Raw genomic sequence first — 16,036 nt, forward strand, 5'->3', positions numbered from 1 at the left:
TGCACTTGCTCACATTTCACTCGTCTGAAACCACTTTCATAGAAAATCCGACAGCTGGAGTGATTGGAGCGCGAAATCGGAGAATCCGGTTGCGGCTGGTAAGGAGTAAGAACGGAAAGACGTATAGCAGTGCGTGAGATTTGAATACATCGCCATATGAGGTTTGTGCCTCGGGCGATGTGTTTTTTATTTAGAGTCAACACGAAGTCAACTCAAAAATTGAATAAACGCTTAGTGACGAATAAAATCGTCCATCTCTTCAAAGATCAATGCCCGTAGAGTTTCGAGTGCATAAGGATGCTACCACCGGCGAAATATTCAGGCTCGTCGCATCCGACCACCGATTGGCTGTACAGTTGCTTCACCATTTTGATTTTAGGCTTTTAACACACTCCTCCACTTAAAATACAGAAGGCCAGCGCACGGGACTTGACACACCCCGCGGCACTGGCCTTCATTTTGTTAGGGCAAAAGTGTAAGCATTTTCTCTTGCCTTCTGTACAGCGCAAAATATTGAGATAGCTAAATAGATTTGCCGTATCTAAGAGAAACCCAAAGGAGCTTGCGGAGAAGCGAGTGACGGCTGAGGCATGATATTCTCCTTGAGATTTTTATAGCAGTTCAAGCCTACAAGCCAACTGGAGAGCTAGGGGCTGTACAGACTCGGGGCCACAGTACGCCGAGAGTATTTTCGGTAAATGGAGTTAAACCCAGTTAAACCCAATTTAACGACGTTAAAACACCTTGCTGGCAAGATCTTGGACAAGCTTTTGGCTTGTAGCCGCTGGCGGTGGGCGGTCAAAGCGGCGGGGATAGTGTATCCTTGCATTATGTCGAGGGAAAAGAATACACGCTCTTGTAAGCCGCCAAGATCTGGAAGCCGAAAAGTGAAGGAAGCCTTGAGAACAATACATCGGCAATTGCCCTTTGAACAGATATATTGCAACCACGCAACCAAACCCAAGCTGAGCGCGAGCATCTGCGTACATGGCGTCAGGGTTCAGGGACTTGTAGATAAGGTGCGTGTAGGCGTCGTTTCATGCGCGGAATAAACTCGGAATGGGTGCAGAATACATTCGGAATAAATATGGATTCTGGCGAGTGCCTTGCCGACGAGGGGGTGCGGTCGGAATAGATGAGAATAGCCTCTTTGTCAGTTTTAAAGCTTGTCTATTCAATTTGCTCTTTTTTTTAATGCTTATGTTTTTGATATTCTGTACATGTATACATGCCTTCGTTCCTTTATATACTTATATTTATACATATTTATATATTTATTCTTATATATATTCTTTGGTTATTCTGGATCTATTCCGATCTATTCCGGTTTGTCGATTTTAGGCGTATGTGCTTGCTAGGCTGTATTTTCGTTTTGTTGGTTGGCGGTCGGTGGGGCTGTATTTTCTGTTTGCTTGCCCGTTTACTCGCTGGTGGCACTCGCGCTCACGCACGCTGCTCACTTGGAGTTGTACTCCCTACGCCAGCCGTGTTCTTCTCTCACCGAACCATTGGCGCTGGCGTGCCGAATGCTGGGCTTTTAGACTTCGCTGCGGAAGCAACGCCCCAAGATCGCCGTCATCAACGGCACAATGAAACCAAAAGGTCTCGTTGCTCTGTACATGCCCAAAGTTTCTGCCTTGAAACCACTTTCACAGCCAATCCGACAGCTGGAGCGATTGGATTAGTTATGAGGAGGGAATTTGATTGCTACGAGTGAGGGGTAAGAACTGAAAGATGTATAGCAGTATGCGACTCATAATACATCGCCTCATGGGGCTGTACTCTGGTCGATGTATTCAAAACCGGCTTAAGTCAACAGGGAAACAACGAACACTCTCACAAAGCACTTACAGAAAGCCACGAACCGAGTACACGCTCGTATTCATGCTCATGCAACGTTTAGCCCTCTGTACAGACAAATCAAAGAACGATCAGCCACTCTATTGAGTAACTGTGTCGGTCTTTTTGCATTATGATACATTCATTCTTGCATAATGATATTTCGAATAAATGAGTCAACAATAAAGACGCTATAAAGGGTTGATCAACGGAGGATCAACAAGTATGTATGGATTATCCTACTTAGTGCAGGCTGCTAGCCAATAACGAATCGATTTCTGCAGCCGATTTGTAGTCCACGCCATAAGTGTGAGAGTATCTTTTGTGGATTTCCACCATTAGTTGTCTAGTGTACAAGGTTTATTCAGTTGGACATATTAGTCGGCGGTTAGTTCTTTTATTTGAGCGTCGGATGGGGTTCCGCCAACCACATTGCAAGTAGCGATAGTGGCTTTTGTGGTTGTTCAACGTTCGGAGGGCTTCAGGTTTTGTAAGACGATAAAACAGGTCGAAAGCGTCGATAAGGCTGAGACTGACCGGCTGGAGTTCAAAATCGATCTGATAGCACCTGCGGTGCAAATGACGGGAGAAGAGTCATATACGATTGACCAAATGGTGAACGTAACTTGCAGTGCGACCGACGCCGTCTCGGGCGTAAACGGTGTACCTTGCGAAGAGCCGCTTGTTTTGGCCAAAGCGTATACGTTAACCCCTGGTCAAAATACAGTATCGGTCTCCGTGGAGGACATGGCGGGTCATCAAACGAAGGTTGACTATACCTTTGAGGTAACGGTCAGCTTTGATAGCTTGAAGACTTTGGCTAAGTCGTCAAGTATTTGATGGATATCAAATCAAAATTATAACCGCATACAATCCCTTCTAAAGAACCACCAATCCACTGGAAAAGTGGAACTGGAGGCTCTTTTTGTTGAAATTAATGCTATTGACATTCGCCAAAATGGAATATACAATAAAAAAACAATGTGTAACCGGTTACACATACAAGTTACATGAGGGTCAATTAACGGCCGAACTAAAGAGGTGCAATTATGAGAAAGCCAAAGATTACGGTAATTGGAAGCCTGAATGTAGATATGGTCGCAGAAACGGACATCATGCCGAATCAAGGCGAAACGATTTTTGGTAGCGCATTCACGAGCTTTGCGGGCGGAAAAGGAGCCAATCAAGCAGTAGCCTGCTCTCGACTTGGCGCTCAGGTTAGGATGATTGGATGCGTCGGAGAAGATCACTTCGCAAAGCAGCTTATCGAGGCATTGATGAAGGAAGGCGTTGAAACGCGATATGTGAAAACGGTTCCTCATTCATCGACGGGAGTCGCTGCTATTACCGTATGCGACAACGACAACCGAATTATCGTCATTCCCGGAGCGAATCACTGCCTGGATCCGAACGATATTTTGTCCTTGAAGGAAATCATTGCGGACTCGGATATGGTGCTGCTGCAGCAGGAAATCCCATTCGCTACAGTAGAGGCAACGATTAAGCTGGCCGGCGGGCTGGGCATACCGGTCATCCTGAATCCTGCGCCCGCCATTAAGCTGCCTCGAGATTTATTGGAGCAGTTGTATATCATTACGCCGAATGAGTACGAGCTTGCCATTTTGCTGGGGCTAGACGACAAGCAGGAACGGACACATGAGCAGCTGCTTGAGCTGTACCCGCATCGAATCGTCATGACCGGCGGCAGTAAAGGCGCATTCTACAAAACACAGGACGGCGGGATGAAACAGGAACCGGGAAGAAGGGTGGAGGCGGTCGATACGACCGGCGCGGGCGACACCTTTAACGGCGCGTTGGCCGTAAAGCTGAGCGAAGGCTCCACGCTGGGAGAGGCGGTAAGGTTCGCGGTCGCGGCCAGCGCATTATCCGTCACCAAGCTGGGCGCCCAGAGCGGCATGCCTTTACGCACCGATGTAGAGCGGTTTATGGAAACGGAATCATAATTTATTTACTTCGAGAGGACTTTCAGATGATAAAAAATGGCATATTAAACAGTGAAATCGCAGCCGTTGTTTCCCGTATGGGCCATACCGATTGCATCGTCATCGGCGATTGCGGACTACCTATTCCCGACTCGGTCAAACGGATCGATCTGGCTGTCAAACCCGGTCTTCCGTCCTATACGGATACGCTGCAGGCGTTGCTTCCCGACATGGAGGTTGAATCGGCTATCATCGCCATGGAAATGACGGAGCAAAATGCAGGCCTCTATGACAGCACGAAACTGCTATTAGGCGATATTCGAATCGAACAAGTGCCGCATGAGGAGTTTAAATCTCTCACCAGGCAGGCCAAAGCGGTAATTCGTACCGGCGAAGCCACACCTTATGCGAACATCATTCTTCAATCGGGCGTTTTTTTCAAAATATAAGGAAGTATATTTTCTATACAGGGCTTATATTTCACCGCGAAACGGTTGCGTCCTTAGACACGGACGCTGATAAACGTTTCTTCTTGAATAAAGCTGCTTTTCAGCAAAGGGGTGGCAAACATGGAATATTATATCGAGATGACCGGCATTCATAAATCCTTTTCTTCCGTGCAAGTTTTGAAGAATGCCGCATTTCAGCTTAAGCCTGGCGAAATCCATGCTTTGATGGGGGAGAACGGCGCAGGCAAATCGACGTTGATGAAGATTTTGACAGGCGTATACAAGGCCGACTCCGGATCGGTTAAGGTCAAGGGCCGGGAGGTGGCATTCTCGGATCCGAAGGAGGCCGAGGATATGGGAGTTGCCATCATTCATCAGGAGCTGAACATCATTCCGAAGCTGACCGTAGCGGGAAATATGTTTCTCGGCAGGCAGCTCACTTACGGCAGAAGCGGTATCGTACGCGATAAGGAAATGAAAAGGAAAACCCGCGAATATTTGCTGCGGCTTGGCGTCGATCTGGATCCCGATGCAACGGCCGATACGTTGTCCATCGGCCAGCAGCAAATGATCGAAATTGCGAAAGCGCTGTCTAAAAACGCGGAGGTCCTTATTATGGACGAGCCGACCGCGGCGCTCACGGATCGCGAGATCGAAGCGTTGTTCAAGATCATGGATCGGCTTCGGGGCGATGGAGTGGGTATTGTCTACATCTCGCACCGGATGGAAGAAATCTTTCGGATGTGCGACCGTATTTCCGTCCTGCGGGATGGATCGTTCCTCGGAACGGAGAAGATCAGCGAAACGACGGTTGATCATATCGTTCGTTTAATGGTAGGCCGGGAGATCGGCGATCGGTATCCGAAGCGGAGCAGTGAGATCGGAGCGGAGCGCCTGCGCGTCGAAAATTTAAGCGACGGCAAGAAGCTAAGCGGCATCAGCTTCTCCGCAGCGGCCGGAGAAGTCGTCGGTATCGCCGGGCTTATGGGAGCCGGGCGGACGGAAATTGTACGAATGTTGTTCGGGGCCGATAAGAAAAAGCACGGAAAAATCTATATCGATGGCCGCGAGGTTACGGTGGGCAGCCCACCCAAGGCTATTGAAGCGGGAATCGTGTTCGTGACGGAGGACCGCAAGCATCAGGGATTGGTGCTCGGCATGTCCGTCCGGGAAAATTTGTCGCTGACCAACTATAAGCGAATTGCCAGCGCCGGCGTTATTTCTTCCAAGAAGGACAACAAGCTTTCGGATCAAATGATTAAGCGTTTCCATATCAAAACGCGCGATCCCGAGCAGACGGTTAAATCGTTAAGCGGAGGCAATCAGCAGAAAGTAGCCATCGGCAAATGGCTGGGCGAGCTGCCTAAGGTGTTTATATTGGACGAGCCGACCAGAGGGGTCGACGTGGGGGCAAAGAAGGAAATCTATAACATGATGAACGAGCTTAGCGAGCAGGGTGTCACGATTATTATGGTTTCGTCGGATTTGCCCGAAGTATTGGGCGTCAGCGACCGCGTTATCGTTGTTCATGAGGGACGGATAGCCTCCGTATTGGACAAAACGCAAATGAATCAGGAAGCAATCATGCATGCGGCGACAGGAGGAAGCAGCAATGGCCATTGACAGAAAACAACTATCATCCACTTTGCAAAAACTGGGTCCACTCATCGGACTCCTTATCATTATCCTCATATTAATAGCGGCAAGTCCGAACTTTCTGACCGTCAACAATATATTAAACGTGTTCCGCCAAGTCTCCATTAATGCTTTGATCGCTTTCGGAATGACTTTCGTTATATTGACCGGCGGCATCGATTTGTCGGTAGGCGCGACGCTTGCGCTTTCGGCGGCATTAACCGCGGGCTTAATGAACGGAGGCATGGATCCAATGACCGCCGTCATTATCGGCATGGCGGCAGGTGGAGCAATGGGTGCCGTTAACGGCCTTTTGGTTACGAAGGCAAGAATAGCTCCGTTCATCGCGACGTTGGCGACGATGACCATCTATCGGGGGTTTGCGCTCGTGTATACGGATGGCAGGCCTATAACCGGTTTTGAAAGTGAATTATTTACGTTGGTTGGCGGCGGATACTTTTTTGGAGTACCCGTTCCGGTTATCATCATGATCCTTGTTTTTGCCTTCTTATTTTTTGTCTTGCGCAAAACGACGTTTGGCAGAAACATCTACGCAATCGGAGGCAATGAAGAAGCTTCCTTGCTTTCCGGCATCAAGACCGGACGCTTTAAAGTTTACGTGTATACGATGACCGGTCTGCTGTCGGCGCTGGCAGGCATTATTCTAACGTCGCGTCTTGACTCGGCTCAGGCCAACGCGGGGGTCGGCTATGAGCTGGATGCGATTGCTGCCGTTGTGTTAGGCGGCACCAGCTTATCCGGCGGAAGGGGCTGGCTCGTTGGCACGCTTGTAGGAGCGCTCATTATCGGCGTTTTGAACAACGGCTTGAACCTGCTTGGCGTTTCATCGTTCTATCAGCAAGTCGTTAAAGGGATGGTTATTCTGTTGGCCGTACTGCTGGACCGCAAGAAAGCCAATAGTTAAATCATAAAATATCAAACAAAAAAGGTGGTTTACAACATGAAGAAGACGACGAAATTCGTAAGCATTGCAATGATTGCCTCGCTGCTGCTTGCAGGCTGCTCAACCACGGCTCCCGGATCCGGAACTCAAAATACGGAACAGGACGCTGCAAAAAAGGAAGATATTACGATCGGACTGTCCGTATCCACGCAGAGCAATCCCTTCTTCGTCACGTTGAAAGAAGGCGCTGAGAAAGCGGCTTTGGCGGGAGAAGCCAAATTGATTACGGTCGACGCGCAAGACGATGCCGCCAAACAAGCTTCATCGATTGAGGATCTCATTCAACAGAAAGTAGATGTCATTATCATTAATCCTACAGATTCGGCCGCAATCGTTCCCGCGGTGGAATCCGCCAATGCGGCAGGCATTCCGGTCATTACGGTCGATCGGACATCCGACGGGGGCGATGTAATGACTCACATCGCTTCCGACAACAAAGCCGGCGGCGTGCTCGCTGCAAAGTTTATCGCTGAGCAGCTTGGCGGCAGCGGCAAAGTCGTCGAGCTCGAAGGCATCCCTGGCTCTTCCGCCGCTCGCGAGCGCGGAGCGGGCTTCAACGAGGAAATCGCCAACTCGAGCGGCATTGAAATCGCGGCCAAGCAACCGGCCGATTTCGACCGCGCCAAAGGTTTGACTGTCATGGAGAACATTTTGCAAGCCAATAAGGACATCAAAGCCGTATTCGCACATAACGACGAAATGGCGCTCGGCGCTCTCAAAGCGATTGAAGCGGCTGGCGCAACCGGCATCCTTGTCGTAGGTTTTGATGCGACCGACGATGCGGCGAAGGAAGTATTCGCCGGCAAAATGGGCGCGACCGTAGCTCAAAAGCCGGATATGATGGGCAATCTGGCCGTACAAACAGCCATCCAGATCACGAAAGGCGAATCCGTGGAAAAATCGATTCCGGTCGAGCTTGAGTTGTTGACGAAAGATTTCGCTAATAAGTAGAGATAAGCCCTGAGACCAAGCAAGTGAGTTTACGTTCCCCCGAACGTAAACTCACTTGTTTTTTAAATCGGAATTTCCGTATACTTGAAACCAAGGCGCGGTTGATTCAAGAAAGGACTTTGTATCTATGACTACGATTCGAGACGTAAGCAAGCTGGCCGGCGTATCGGTAGCCACCGTCTCCCGATTGCTTAATCAAAGCGGCTATGTCAGCAGGGAAGCGGAAGTCGCCATCATGTCCGCGATCCAGAAGCTGAATTATAAACCCAATAATATAGCGAGAAGTCTGGCAGGCAAGAAGACCGCTGCCGTCGCTTTAATGGTGCCGGATATTTTAAATCCCTTTTTCCCCGAAATTGCGCGGGCTGCCGAGGATGCCGCAGCCGCTCACGGCTACACGCTCGTGCTGTGCAATACGGATAATAATCCGGATAAAGAGAAGAAGTATATCGAAACGCTTATTAATAAACAAATCGACGGCATTATTATTTCTTCGTATACCGTGCTGCCGGAGCAGATCATTGCCTTGCAGGATCGCTCCATACCCATCGTAGCCATCGATAAATCTTTCGTCGACTACCCGATTCTTTCGGTTACGGCTGCCAACCACCATGGCGGCGAAATGGCCGTTCGCCATCTGATCGATAGCGGCTGCCGCAAGATCGCTCATATTGCCGGCCCCTCGCATGTGCATGCTTCGAGGGAGAGGACGCTTGCTTATGAAGAAACATGCAAACAACTGCCGTGGTTTACGCCAAGCTTGATTGGCTACGGTAACTTCAACGTTGCGGGCGGCTACCGGGCGATGCTGGACATCTATAAGCTGCATCATGATGTGGATGGCGTATTTGCGGGCAATGATTTAATGGCCGCAGGAGCATTAAGGGCGTTGACAGAGCTTGGGGCGGCTGTTCCGGGGCAAGTGAAGCTGATCGGCTTCGACGGAATTCGAATGGATATGGTGTACCCTGAAATTTCTACCGTATCCCAACAAATCTATTTGATCGGCAAAACGGCGATGGATTACTTGATCGGCTTGATCAATAATGAGCCTATCGAACGAAAAAATTACGAGCTTGGCGTGGAACTGCTGCGAAAGGCAACGACCTAATCCGAAAAATTCTACGATACGTTTGCCGCAGCGTATATGATCGTATCCATACCTGTGGTGTTTCACTTGGTGAAGCTGAAATACCGCGGCAAGCCACTTCGTAAACTGCTATTGCTGGCAACGATGTACCTATCGTATACTTCACGCTGCATAGCCCGTAAATATCAAAACTTGATAATTACGGGCTACTTCTTCCAAGATATTCTATACTAAGCGTGCGCTCGTATAATAGTCTTAATACCACATCAACTTGTTGTATAAATTTACGTTCAACAGAAAATCAACCGACGTCTAAATTACGGAACTATATAGAATGAATCATTGAATTTCCAAAACAGAAAGGTATTTTCTCATCATTGTCGAACCGATATCGTAAGAATCCGGATCGACTGACTCCAGAACAACAAGAGGAGTTGAAGCTAGTCATTGTCAATCAGGTGCCGGCAGACGTGGGTTTCACTGCCCAATTCAATTGGACGTTGCAGCTTATTGCCGACTATATCGAACGTACCAACGGACTTCGATACTCACTACGCGGCGTATCAAAGGTTATGGAGCGCATGAATATGAGCCTTACACAACCAACCTATACGCTAGCCTCAACTGACCCGATCAAACAACAACAGTTTGTGTTCGGAACTATCAAGCACTCCAGCGAACATGGTTTGAGAAAGGCAAACAACGCATCATTCGAACCACCGGCAAAAACCGCGGCGTGAAGTTACTGTCGACGGTCGATTATGACAGCGGCCGGATTGTTTGGCACGAAGATGAGGTTTACAACGCTGAAACGTTTTTGACTTTCCTAGGCAAGGTGCTCGAAGCGTATCCCTCCGGCGCGATTGGAGTTCCCGGGCTGAGAACCCCGTCGCCACTGACGACGAAGAGAAGGCTTAGGCGGGATAGTAGTATGTCAATCGGAGTACATCGCTCATGTGGCGATGTACTTCTTTGCGTTGGGCTCAGGGGTAGAACAATCAACCGGGAATCAACGCTCGCTTTCTGAAAATACTTACAGGTAATCCTGGACCGAGCGTCCACTCGTATGGCCGAAAACATCGTAGAGCGCCATGTATATACATGAAGAAGGCCGGCAGTTTCCGCTCTTGTAGCGGCGCTAAATGGAATTGATAAAGCCAAGTCAACGGCTCGAAAGTCAATAGTGTTTATTCAACATGGAGTTAACAAAATGGTGATTTAAGATGATTGCAGCGGAAGTCAATCGTTCGCGTGTTGCTGTTGCCGTTGACATACGAATCAATCCTCTATAAATGAATTCAAAAAGGCCGCCAAGGCTATGGCGGCGATGATCGGGCGGCAACGCAATCATCCTTGAAAAAGCTACGCTGCATCAAAATTTTGACCAGCCGAATACCGGCCTCAAAATCTTGCGCATCCAATATGCGATTATCGTCCCTGGGGTCCATGAACCGGGATTCTGCAAGTATTGCATGTATTGATCGTTGATCATATAAGTCCGAGTGGAAGTAGGGTTCTTCAGCCCGAACTTTTCCCACACCGCCGGATCATTGGAACCTCCGAGCTTTGCGAGCATATCCGCCGACTCTCTATCTATTGCAGCCGGTATTTGCTCGTAGGCCTGGATGATTTGGTCATGAAATTCATCGATCGGATTACGTTTAACAAGGCTCGTCAGATGGATGCCCTCCCGAATATAAGAAGCATAGGCCAAATGCTCAGCCCAGAACTTGTCGATGTAAAAAAGCCGTACCCGCTGCTCCGAAGGGCTCATCGGTGTCTCGCCTTTCAAAATTGCGAGCCTCTTCTCGTATAACATACGTCTCTGATCCTCCACCATATCCGAATAACTGTTCAGCTCTTGGCGGATATGGAAGTTTTGGCCCATAATAGTACGCTGAATATGGTCTATGTGGTCACGGAGTGCCGACTCTTCGAGAGCCTCATTCTGCCTAAGGCCGCGTTTCGTTATATCAGTGCCGAATTGAACCATCAACTCGTCTTCCAAGCTAACGAAAAAGACGGAAGCTCCCGGGTCGCCTTGGCGACCGGATCGACCGCGCAGCTGGTTGTCGATTCGCACACTTTGGTGCATATGCGTGCCAATCACGTACAACCCGCCCAGATTGGCGACCATTTCACCTTGTGCCGGGTTGCCGCCCCCAAGCCGAATGTCGACGCCGCGTCCCGCCATATTCGTCGATACGGTCACAGCACCAATTTCTCCTGCTTTGGCAATGATCTCAGCTTCTTCTTCATCGTTTTTTGCGTTCAGCACATGGCAGGGAACACCCGCAGCCGCTAGCGCTTCGGCCAGCATGTCAGACTCTTCGACGCTTGACGTACCAATGAGAATCGGACGCCCCGTTCTATGGACGGACAAGATTTCTTGTACAAGCGCCTTGAATTTGACTTCTTTATGGGTATAAATGCGGTGCGGATGGTCGATTCGTATGTCTGGCCGGTTCGGCGGAATTTGCACGACTTGCAGCGCATAAATGTCTTCGAATTCTATTGCGGATACGTGCGCGGTAGCCGTCATTCCGCAAATCTTAGGGTATAGACTAAGGAAGTGTTGAAGAGTAATCGTGCCGAGAACTTTCCCGCTGGCTCTCGACTGCAGCCCTTCTTTGGCGTAAAGCGCGGCTTGCAGCCCTTCGGGCAAATGTCTATTCTCCGCCACGCGGCCGGTATATTCGTCGATCAGCTCGATTTTACTGTCCCGGACAATGTAATCGACGTCTTTGTTCAATAACAATTCTGCATGTAGCGCGCAATTTAACGACATTAACAAATGACTATTCTGGTCTTCGTACAAATTGCCGCATCCCAGCAGCGATTCCGCTATCGCCGAGCCTGCTTCATTTAAATAAACATTCCGCTTGAACTCATCGAAGTCGTAATGCTCATCCTGCCGAAGCTGCCTAGCCACTGCTGCGAAATGATCGCCCTCGCTGCCGGAGGACTCTGGCTCACCGGCGATGATTAGCGGCACCCGGGCTTCGTCGAGAAGCAGCGAATCCGCTTCGTCGGCGATGACGTAGTTGAAGGGGCGATGAACGGTATCGGCTTCGTCTAGCGCGATCGTATCGCGCAAATAATCGAATCCCGCCTCTTTGGCCGTAACATAGGTGATATCCGCGGCGTACGCTTCCCGTTTCTGTGACAAGCTCATGCCGGCTTGAACCGCGTTTACCGTTAACCCGAGGAAGCGATAGATCGGACCCATCCAATTCGCATCCCGATTTGCCAAATAATCGTTAAAAGTCAGTACATGAACGCCTTCGCCGGTTAGTGCATGCAGATAAGCGGGCATAACGGCAGAGAGCGTTTTTCCTTCACCGGTATGCTGCTCTACCAAATATCTCTCGTGCAGAGCGATGGCAGCCATAATCTGCACATCGTAAGGCCGTAATCCGAGCATTCGCTTCGCTGCCTCGCAGACTAGCGCATAGGCATCGATCAGCAGCTCATCCAAAGGCGCACCCGATTGTGCTTCCTCCCTCAGTCGGAGGGATTCCGCTTGAAGCTGCCTATCGTCCCATGCTTCCAAATTCCTTTGTCGGATGCGTTCAATTTTGTCCCTATAGCCCTTCAGCCTAAGCTGGGCATCACGGGCTTTGAAATGTTGAAGCAACTTGACGGCTACATTCATCGGAATTTATTCCCTCCTTTTTCTACTCATCCTTGTAGCGTCTTTGATACAAAACAACGGACACAATTGTTAATACAGCCGTCCATGCCAAAATAATGAGGAGGGGCCTGAATAAGTCTCCCGTCGTAAAGCCTGTGTGTGGTATATATAGCAAATGCACAAGTTGAATGCTTGGCGTATAATCCAGCATCTTGAAAATCGGAAAATCACCGAATAGTAACGTTGCAACCGGAGGCCCAGCAAATATCATCGCTGCAGGAATGATCGATAATGATGCATCAAGTAACGTTTTGGAGAATAAACCGCATATCGTTCCGACTGCTGTGTATAGAATAATCGAAAGAATAATTGCTGCCGCGAACGCCCATATACTAGCCGGCTCATAGCCGAATATAAATATAGCAATAGCAAGAACAACAGCCGACATGATAAAGACTAAAGTGCTTTTTCCGATTAAAACATCCATGGTCGTAGCAGGAGTCATCATTAATGACCGTAAAGTGTTGCGCTCCTTTTCTTCCGCAATCAAGCATGCTTGGGCAAAACATGTTAGCAGCACAAACGAAATATTGAGAAGAAAACCGGCGGCTCCAGGCAAAGACGAGCCTGCATTGCGAAAGAGCACTGCTAACAGAATTGGAAATATCAACATAATGGAGATCGCATAATTGCGTGAAAACTCTATGTAATCCTTCACGAATATCGCTTGCACACGTTTCAATGAGATACTCATCGCAGCTCACTTCCTTTCAGTTGATGGCTTAACTATATTAAGATTGCAGGCTTCCAGCCATCAAAATCCGCCGAAATGTAGCTGTTAACGGCTGAATGGTACCATGGAATGCTTGTTTGATCCGACGTTACCCTGGAATTAAAGGTTAAGAAGAGCTTTTAATGCCTGCAATTTTGATCGAGATAATGGAACCACGGTATCTTTGCCTGTATTCAATCGCAAGCTGTAGCTATTCTTCGTCCATGTAATAATTTCTCTTATTTTTTGCAGGTTAACGATGTAGGATCGATGGCATCTGAAGAATCCGAAATTCGCCAATCTCTGTTCAAGCTCGGTTAGCGTCAGGGCGCAGTCATAATTTTCTCCATCCACATGAACGAGAATCGAACCATTTACACTTTCTATATAATCGATTTCAGGCGGATTAAATAAAATGACTTTGCCATTTCTTTTCGTATAAATCTTCTGCAAGGTTATATTGGCCTGATCTTGTTCCTGCACTTCTTGTTTATCCTCATCCGAGTCCCGAATATCCAATTGATGCAAGCCGAGCTCGTTCAAGCGATAAATGGCATCGCAGGAAATAAGGGCATCCTCTAAATTCGCAGTTAAAATTAAAATCTGCTTTTCTTTCGAAAGATCATCTAGTATGCGTTTAAACTGACGACGATCTTGTTCTTCCAGGTAAAAATACGGTTCCTCCAGTACGAGTGTAGGCTGATGCGCAAAAAAGACGCGCAGCAAGGTTACATACATCCTTTTCGAGGGGCTTAGATTTTTGATTTTTACTTTTCGTTCTTCTTTTACGGAAAAATACTCCAACAACCGGGCGGCACGCTCATTCCTCTCGGTTACATTGATTAGAAAAGTGATTAATTCTTCCACCTTTAAATGCAGGTACTCGTTTTGTTGCGCTCGAAAGATGTAATATAGGGAACGATCCGTCAATTGATTCATTAAAAGGTGCTTTCGCTTCAAGTCCGTTATAATGCCAATCGATTCGTTCGATGTCATATTTAATTCGATCTTCGGTAGAAACAATTCTCCATCTTCATACACGGGTTCAAGTTGCATGCCTTCCTCCTGATCAGTACCGCTATAGGATATATTAAACAATTATAAGGTTGGGATACATTTTTGTCAGTTTCTATTGCATCGAAGACAGTGATTAACTGGACCGATTGAATTAGTTATACCGAGAATCCGGTGGCTGCAGGGGAAGAGGGTTAAGCTTTCGTTTTTATTTGTATACGTAGCAAAAGGAAAAACCCGCAATCTGGTATTATCCCCTACAGGCGGCAATATTGGCACGCCGCTGCTGACGCGCGCTGCTGAGATGTCGTCGCAGGACGTATGCGCGGTTGAACTGTCCAGCTTCCAACTGATGGACATGACACGCTCTCCCCATGTGGCGGTAATTACCAACCTCTCGCCAAATCATCTCGACTGGCATCACGACATGGAAGAATATATCACCGTCAAGAGCCGCCTGCTTGAGTTTCAGAAGGAGGGCGATCTTGCTGTCCTCAACGGTGACAACCCTGCGACCGCCTCACTGCGCGAGCGGGGGCGGACCAAGTACTTTGGCAAACACACGATCTACGATGATGTAATCGACGGGCTCGTACCTATTCGTGACATTCGTCTGCCAGGGTGATATAACATAGAAAACATCATGGCTGCCATGACCGCCGTACGGGGAACCGTGTCGGACGAGGCAATTCTGGAGACTGTGCGCACCTTCGTCGGCGTGGAACACCGAAACCAGTGGGTGGCAACTGTAGACGATGTGCATTATTACAACAACTCCATCGGCTCCAGTCCTGCCCGTACCGTTGCAACGCTGCATGCGCACATGGGCCAAGTGCTGCTGATCGCCGGCGGGCGAGATAAGAAGGTACCGTTTGATGATATGGCCCGTCTGCTTCCTGATCATGTCAAGGTGTTGCTGTTGATCGGCGAAGCGGCAAGTCAAATCGAGGCTGCAGCGCGCGGAGTGCCGAATTGCCCACCCATTGTACGCTGCGAGGGCCTGGCCGAGGCAGTAGCGCAAGTGCACAAGCTGGCCAGACCGGGCGACACTGTGCTGCTGAGCCCTGCCTGCACCGCATATGACCAATACAGAAATTTCGAAGAGCGCGGGCGTCACTTTGTCGAGCTAGTCGGGGCACTGCACCGGTCTGAGGGAAAGGCCTGAGTAAAGTAATGGTCTATAATAATTGGAAATCTAATATTTTCTTTTAAATAATGGGGACGCAAACATGTATGTGATGTTTGCGTCCCTTTATTTGTCGGTGAATCTATTAGGTTATGAAAAAGTGGCAGGAACTCACATGAATGAAGAATTGGGATTTTGCTCAACTGATCGATTTTGCCTGGGCAAAGAAAAAAGCCCCGTCCATTTTATTGGTGGAGGGGGCTGCGAGGATCTGACATTGTCGCAACGTCTCTCGTCAATTACAGTTCAATGCCTCTATACGACTGCGTTATGAAGCAGCCTCACATTTCAAGGTGTTTCGGTTTACTACGATGTATTCACCTGTTGATTTATTCATTACTTGAGACACTTCCTTGGTGTGTGTTATCTCCAACCAATCATTTTGTACATCCACCAATAATTTTATCTCCACAGCACTTTCTCCATATTTTAAACCGCTAAAAGATATTTTCGTCATAGTCATCATTCCTCCATGATTAATGTGTGTCAATGATAAAAATAAGGCAGTATCGAGCTAGCTCTAAGAAGAAGCGCGTAAAGAGCCAACTTATGTGGAATC

At 48.4% G+C, this 16,036-nt stretch carries 15 protein-coding genes; 11 read left to right on the plus strand and 4 right to left on the minus strand.

The window, feature by feature from the left end; genetic code table 11:
* Nucleotides 1-2,271: 2,271 nt before the first annotated feature.
* The 9 genes from AC6ESP_RS26345 (at nt 2,272) to AC6ESP_RS26385 (ending at nt 9,898) form a co-directional block, all read left to right on the plus strand.
* Nucleotides 2,272-2,679, plus strand: coding sequence for a hypothetical protein (locus AC6ESP_RS26345; RefSeq protein ID WP_497099706.1), 408 nt, complete (start codon nt 2,272-2,274; stop codon nt 2,677-2,679).
* Nucleotides 2,680-2,888: 209 nt separating this feature from the next.
* Nucleotides 2,889-3,803: a ribokinase gene (gene rbsK / locus AC6ESP_RS26350; RefSeq protein WP_497099707.1), complete on the plus strand. Its 915-nt coding sequence runs from the start codon at nt 2,889-2,891 to the stop codon at nt 3,801-3,803.
* 26 nt (nt 3,804-3,829) lie between these two features.
* Nucleotides 3,830-4,231, plus strand: a complete 402-nt coding sequence (gene rbsD / locus AC6ESP_RS26355) for a D-ribose pyranase (RefSeq protein WP_497099708.1) — start codon at nt 3,830-3,832, stop codon at nt 4,229-4,231.
* Between the two features lie 120 nt (nt 4,232-4,351).
* Complete coding sequence (locus tag AC6ESP_RS26360; RefSeq protein ID WP_497099709.1) at nt 4,352-5,854, plus strand: sugar ABC transporter ATP-binding protein; 1,503 nt, start codon at nt 4,352-4,354, stop codon at nt 5,852-5,854.
* A complete protein-coding gene (locus tag AC6ESP_RS26365) occupies nt 5,844-6,791 on the plus strand; it encodes an ABC transporter permease (protein ID WP_497099711.1) in 948 nt (315 codons plus the stop codon). Before AC6ESP_RS26360 ends, AC6ESP_RS26365 begins: the two co-directional genes overlap by 11 nt.
* 36 nt (nt 6,792-6,827) lie before the next feature.
* Nucleotides 6,828-7,781, plus strand: coding sequence for a ribose ABC transporter substrate-binding protein RbsB (rbsB, locus tag AC6ESP_RS26370; protein ID WP_497099712.1), 954 nt, complete (start codon nt 6,828-6,830; stop codon nt 7,779-7,781).
* Between the two features lie 127 nt (nt 7,782-7,908).
* Nucleotides 7,909-8,892, plus strand: coding sequence for a LacI family DNA-binding transcriptional regulator (locus tag AC6ESP_RS26375; RefSeq protein ID WP_497099713.1), 984 nt, complete (start codon nt 7,909-7,911; stop codon nt 8,890-8,892).
* A gap of 356 nt (nt 8,893-9,248) precedes the next feature.
* Complete coding sequence (locus tag AC6ESP_RS26380) at nt 9,249-9,611, plus strand: winged helix-turn-helix domain-containing protein (RefSeq protein ID WP_497099714.1); 363 nt, start codon at nt 9,249-9,251, stop codon at nt 9,609-9,611.
* Nucleotides 9,581-9,898, plus strand: coding sequence for a hypothetical protein (locus AC6ESP_RS26385; protein WP_497099751.1), 318 nt, complete (start codon nt 9,581-9,583; stop codon nt 9,896-9,898). Before AC6ESP_RS26380 ends, AC6ESP_RS26385 begins: the two co-directional genes overlap by 31 nt.
* A 345-nt stretch (nt 9,899-10,243) precedes the next feature.
* On the opposite strand, the gene AC6ESP_RS26390 is transcribed toward AC6ESP_RS26385, so the two are convergent.
* The 3 genes from AC6ESP_RS26390 to AC6ESP_RS26400 all read right to left on the minus strand — a co-directional run bounded on the left by AC6ESP_RS26390 (nt 10,244) and on the right by AC6ESP_RS26400 (nt 14,333).
* Complete coding sequence (locus AC6ESP_RS26390) at nt 10,244-12,526, minus strand: preprotein translocase subunit SecA (protein WP_497099715.1); 2,283 nt, start codon at nt 12,524-12,526, stop codon at nt 10,244-10,246.
* Between the two features lie 22 nt (nt 12,527-12,548).
* Nucleotides 12,549-13,259, minus strand: coding sequence for an ABC transporter permease (locus AC6ESP_RS26395; protein WP_497099716.1), 711 nt, complete (start codon nt 13,257-13,259; stop codon nt 12,549-12,551).
* A 138-nt stretch (nt 13,260-13,397) separates the two neighbouring features.
* Nucleotides 13,398-14,333 (minus strand): LytTR family DNA-binding domain-containing protein, encoded by a 936-nt coding sequence (locus AC6ESP_RS26400; protein ID WP_497099717.1) that lies wholly within the window; start codon nt 14,331-14,333, stop codon nt 13,398-13,400.
* A 229-nt stretch (nt 14,334-14,562) separates the two neighbouring features.
* Here AC6ESP_RS26400 and AC6ESP_RS26405 point away from each other — a divergent pair, with 229 nt between their 5' ends.
* Both AC6ESP_RS26405 and AC6ESP_RS26410 read left to right on the plus strand, forming a co-directional pair.
* Entirely contained in the window at nt 14,563-14,916 is a 354-nt protein-coding gene (locus AC6ESP_RS26405; RefSeq protein ID WP_497099752.1) for a Mur ligase family protein, read from the plus strand.
* A gap of 18 nt (nt 14,917-14,934) precedes the next feature.
* Entirely contained in the window at nt 14,935-15,456 is a 522-nt protein-coding gene (locus AC6ESP_RS26410; RefSeq protein ID WP_497099719.1) for a glutamate ligase domain-containing protein, read from the plus strand.
* 289 nt (nt 15,457-15,745) lie between these two features.
* Here AC6ESP_RS26410 and AC6ESP_RS26415 read toward each other — a convergent pair whose 3' ends face one another.
* The gene (locus AC6ESP_RS26415; RefSeq protein ID WP_497099720.1) at nt 15,746-15,934 is read right to left on the minus strand and encodes a hypothetical protein; all 189 of its coding nucleotides are present in this window, start codon (nt 15,932-15,934) and stop codon (nt 15,746-15,748) included.
* Nucleotides 15,935-16,036 lie beyond the last annotated feature (102 nt).

Source organism: Paenibacillus xinjiangensis (assembly GCF_059686975.1).

Coding starts and splice junctions, on each gene's coding strand:
- AC6ESP_RS26360 (WP_497099709.1), top strand. CDS start 4,352: ATGGAATATTATATCGAGATGACCGGCATTCATAAATCCTTTTCTTCC.
- AC6ESP_RS26400 (WP_497099717.1), bottom strand. CDS start 14,333: ATGCAACTTGAACCCGTGTATGAAGATGGAGAATTGTTTCTACCGAAG.
- rbsB (WP_497099712.1), top strand. CDS start 6,828: ATGAAGAAGACGACGAAATTCGTAAGCATTGCAATGATTGCCTCGCTG.
- rbsK (WP_497099707.1), top strand. CDS start 2,889: ATGAGAAAGCCAAAGATTACGGTAATTGGAAGCCTGAATGTAGATATG.
- AC6ESP_RS26390 (WP_497099715.1), bottom strand. CDS start 12,526: ATGAATGTAGCCGTCAAGTTGCTTCAACATTTCAAAGCCCGTGATGCC.
- AC6ESP_RS26375 (WP_497099713.1), top strand. CDS start 7,909: ATGACTACGATTCGAGACGTAAGCAAGCTGGCCGGCGTATCGGTAGCC.
- AC6ESP_RS26410 (WP_497099719.1), top strand. CDS start 14,935: ATGGCTGCCATGACCGCCGTACGGGGAACCGTGTCGGACGAGGCAATT.
- AC6ESP_RS26395 (WP_497099716.1), bottom strand. CDS start 13,259: ATGAGTATCTCATTGAAACGTGTGCAAGCGATATTCGTGAAGGATTAC.
- rbsD (WP_497099708.1), top strand. CDS start 3,830: ATGATAAAAAATGGCATATTAAACAGTGAAATCGCAGCCGTTGTTTCC.
- AC6ESP_RS26415 (WP_497099720.1), bottom strand. CDS start 15,934: ATGACGAAAATATCTTTTAGCGGTTTAAAATATGGAGAAAGTGCTGTG.
- AC6ESP_RS26365 (WP_497099711.1), top strand. CDS start 5,844: ATGGCCATTGACAGAAAACAACTATCATCCACTTTGCAAAAACTGGGT.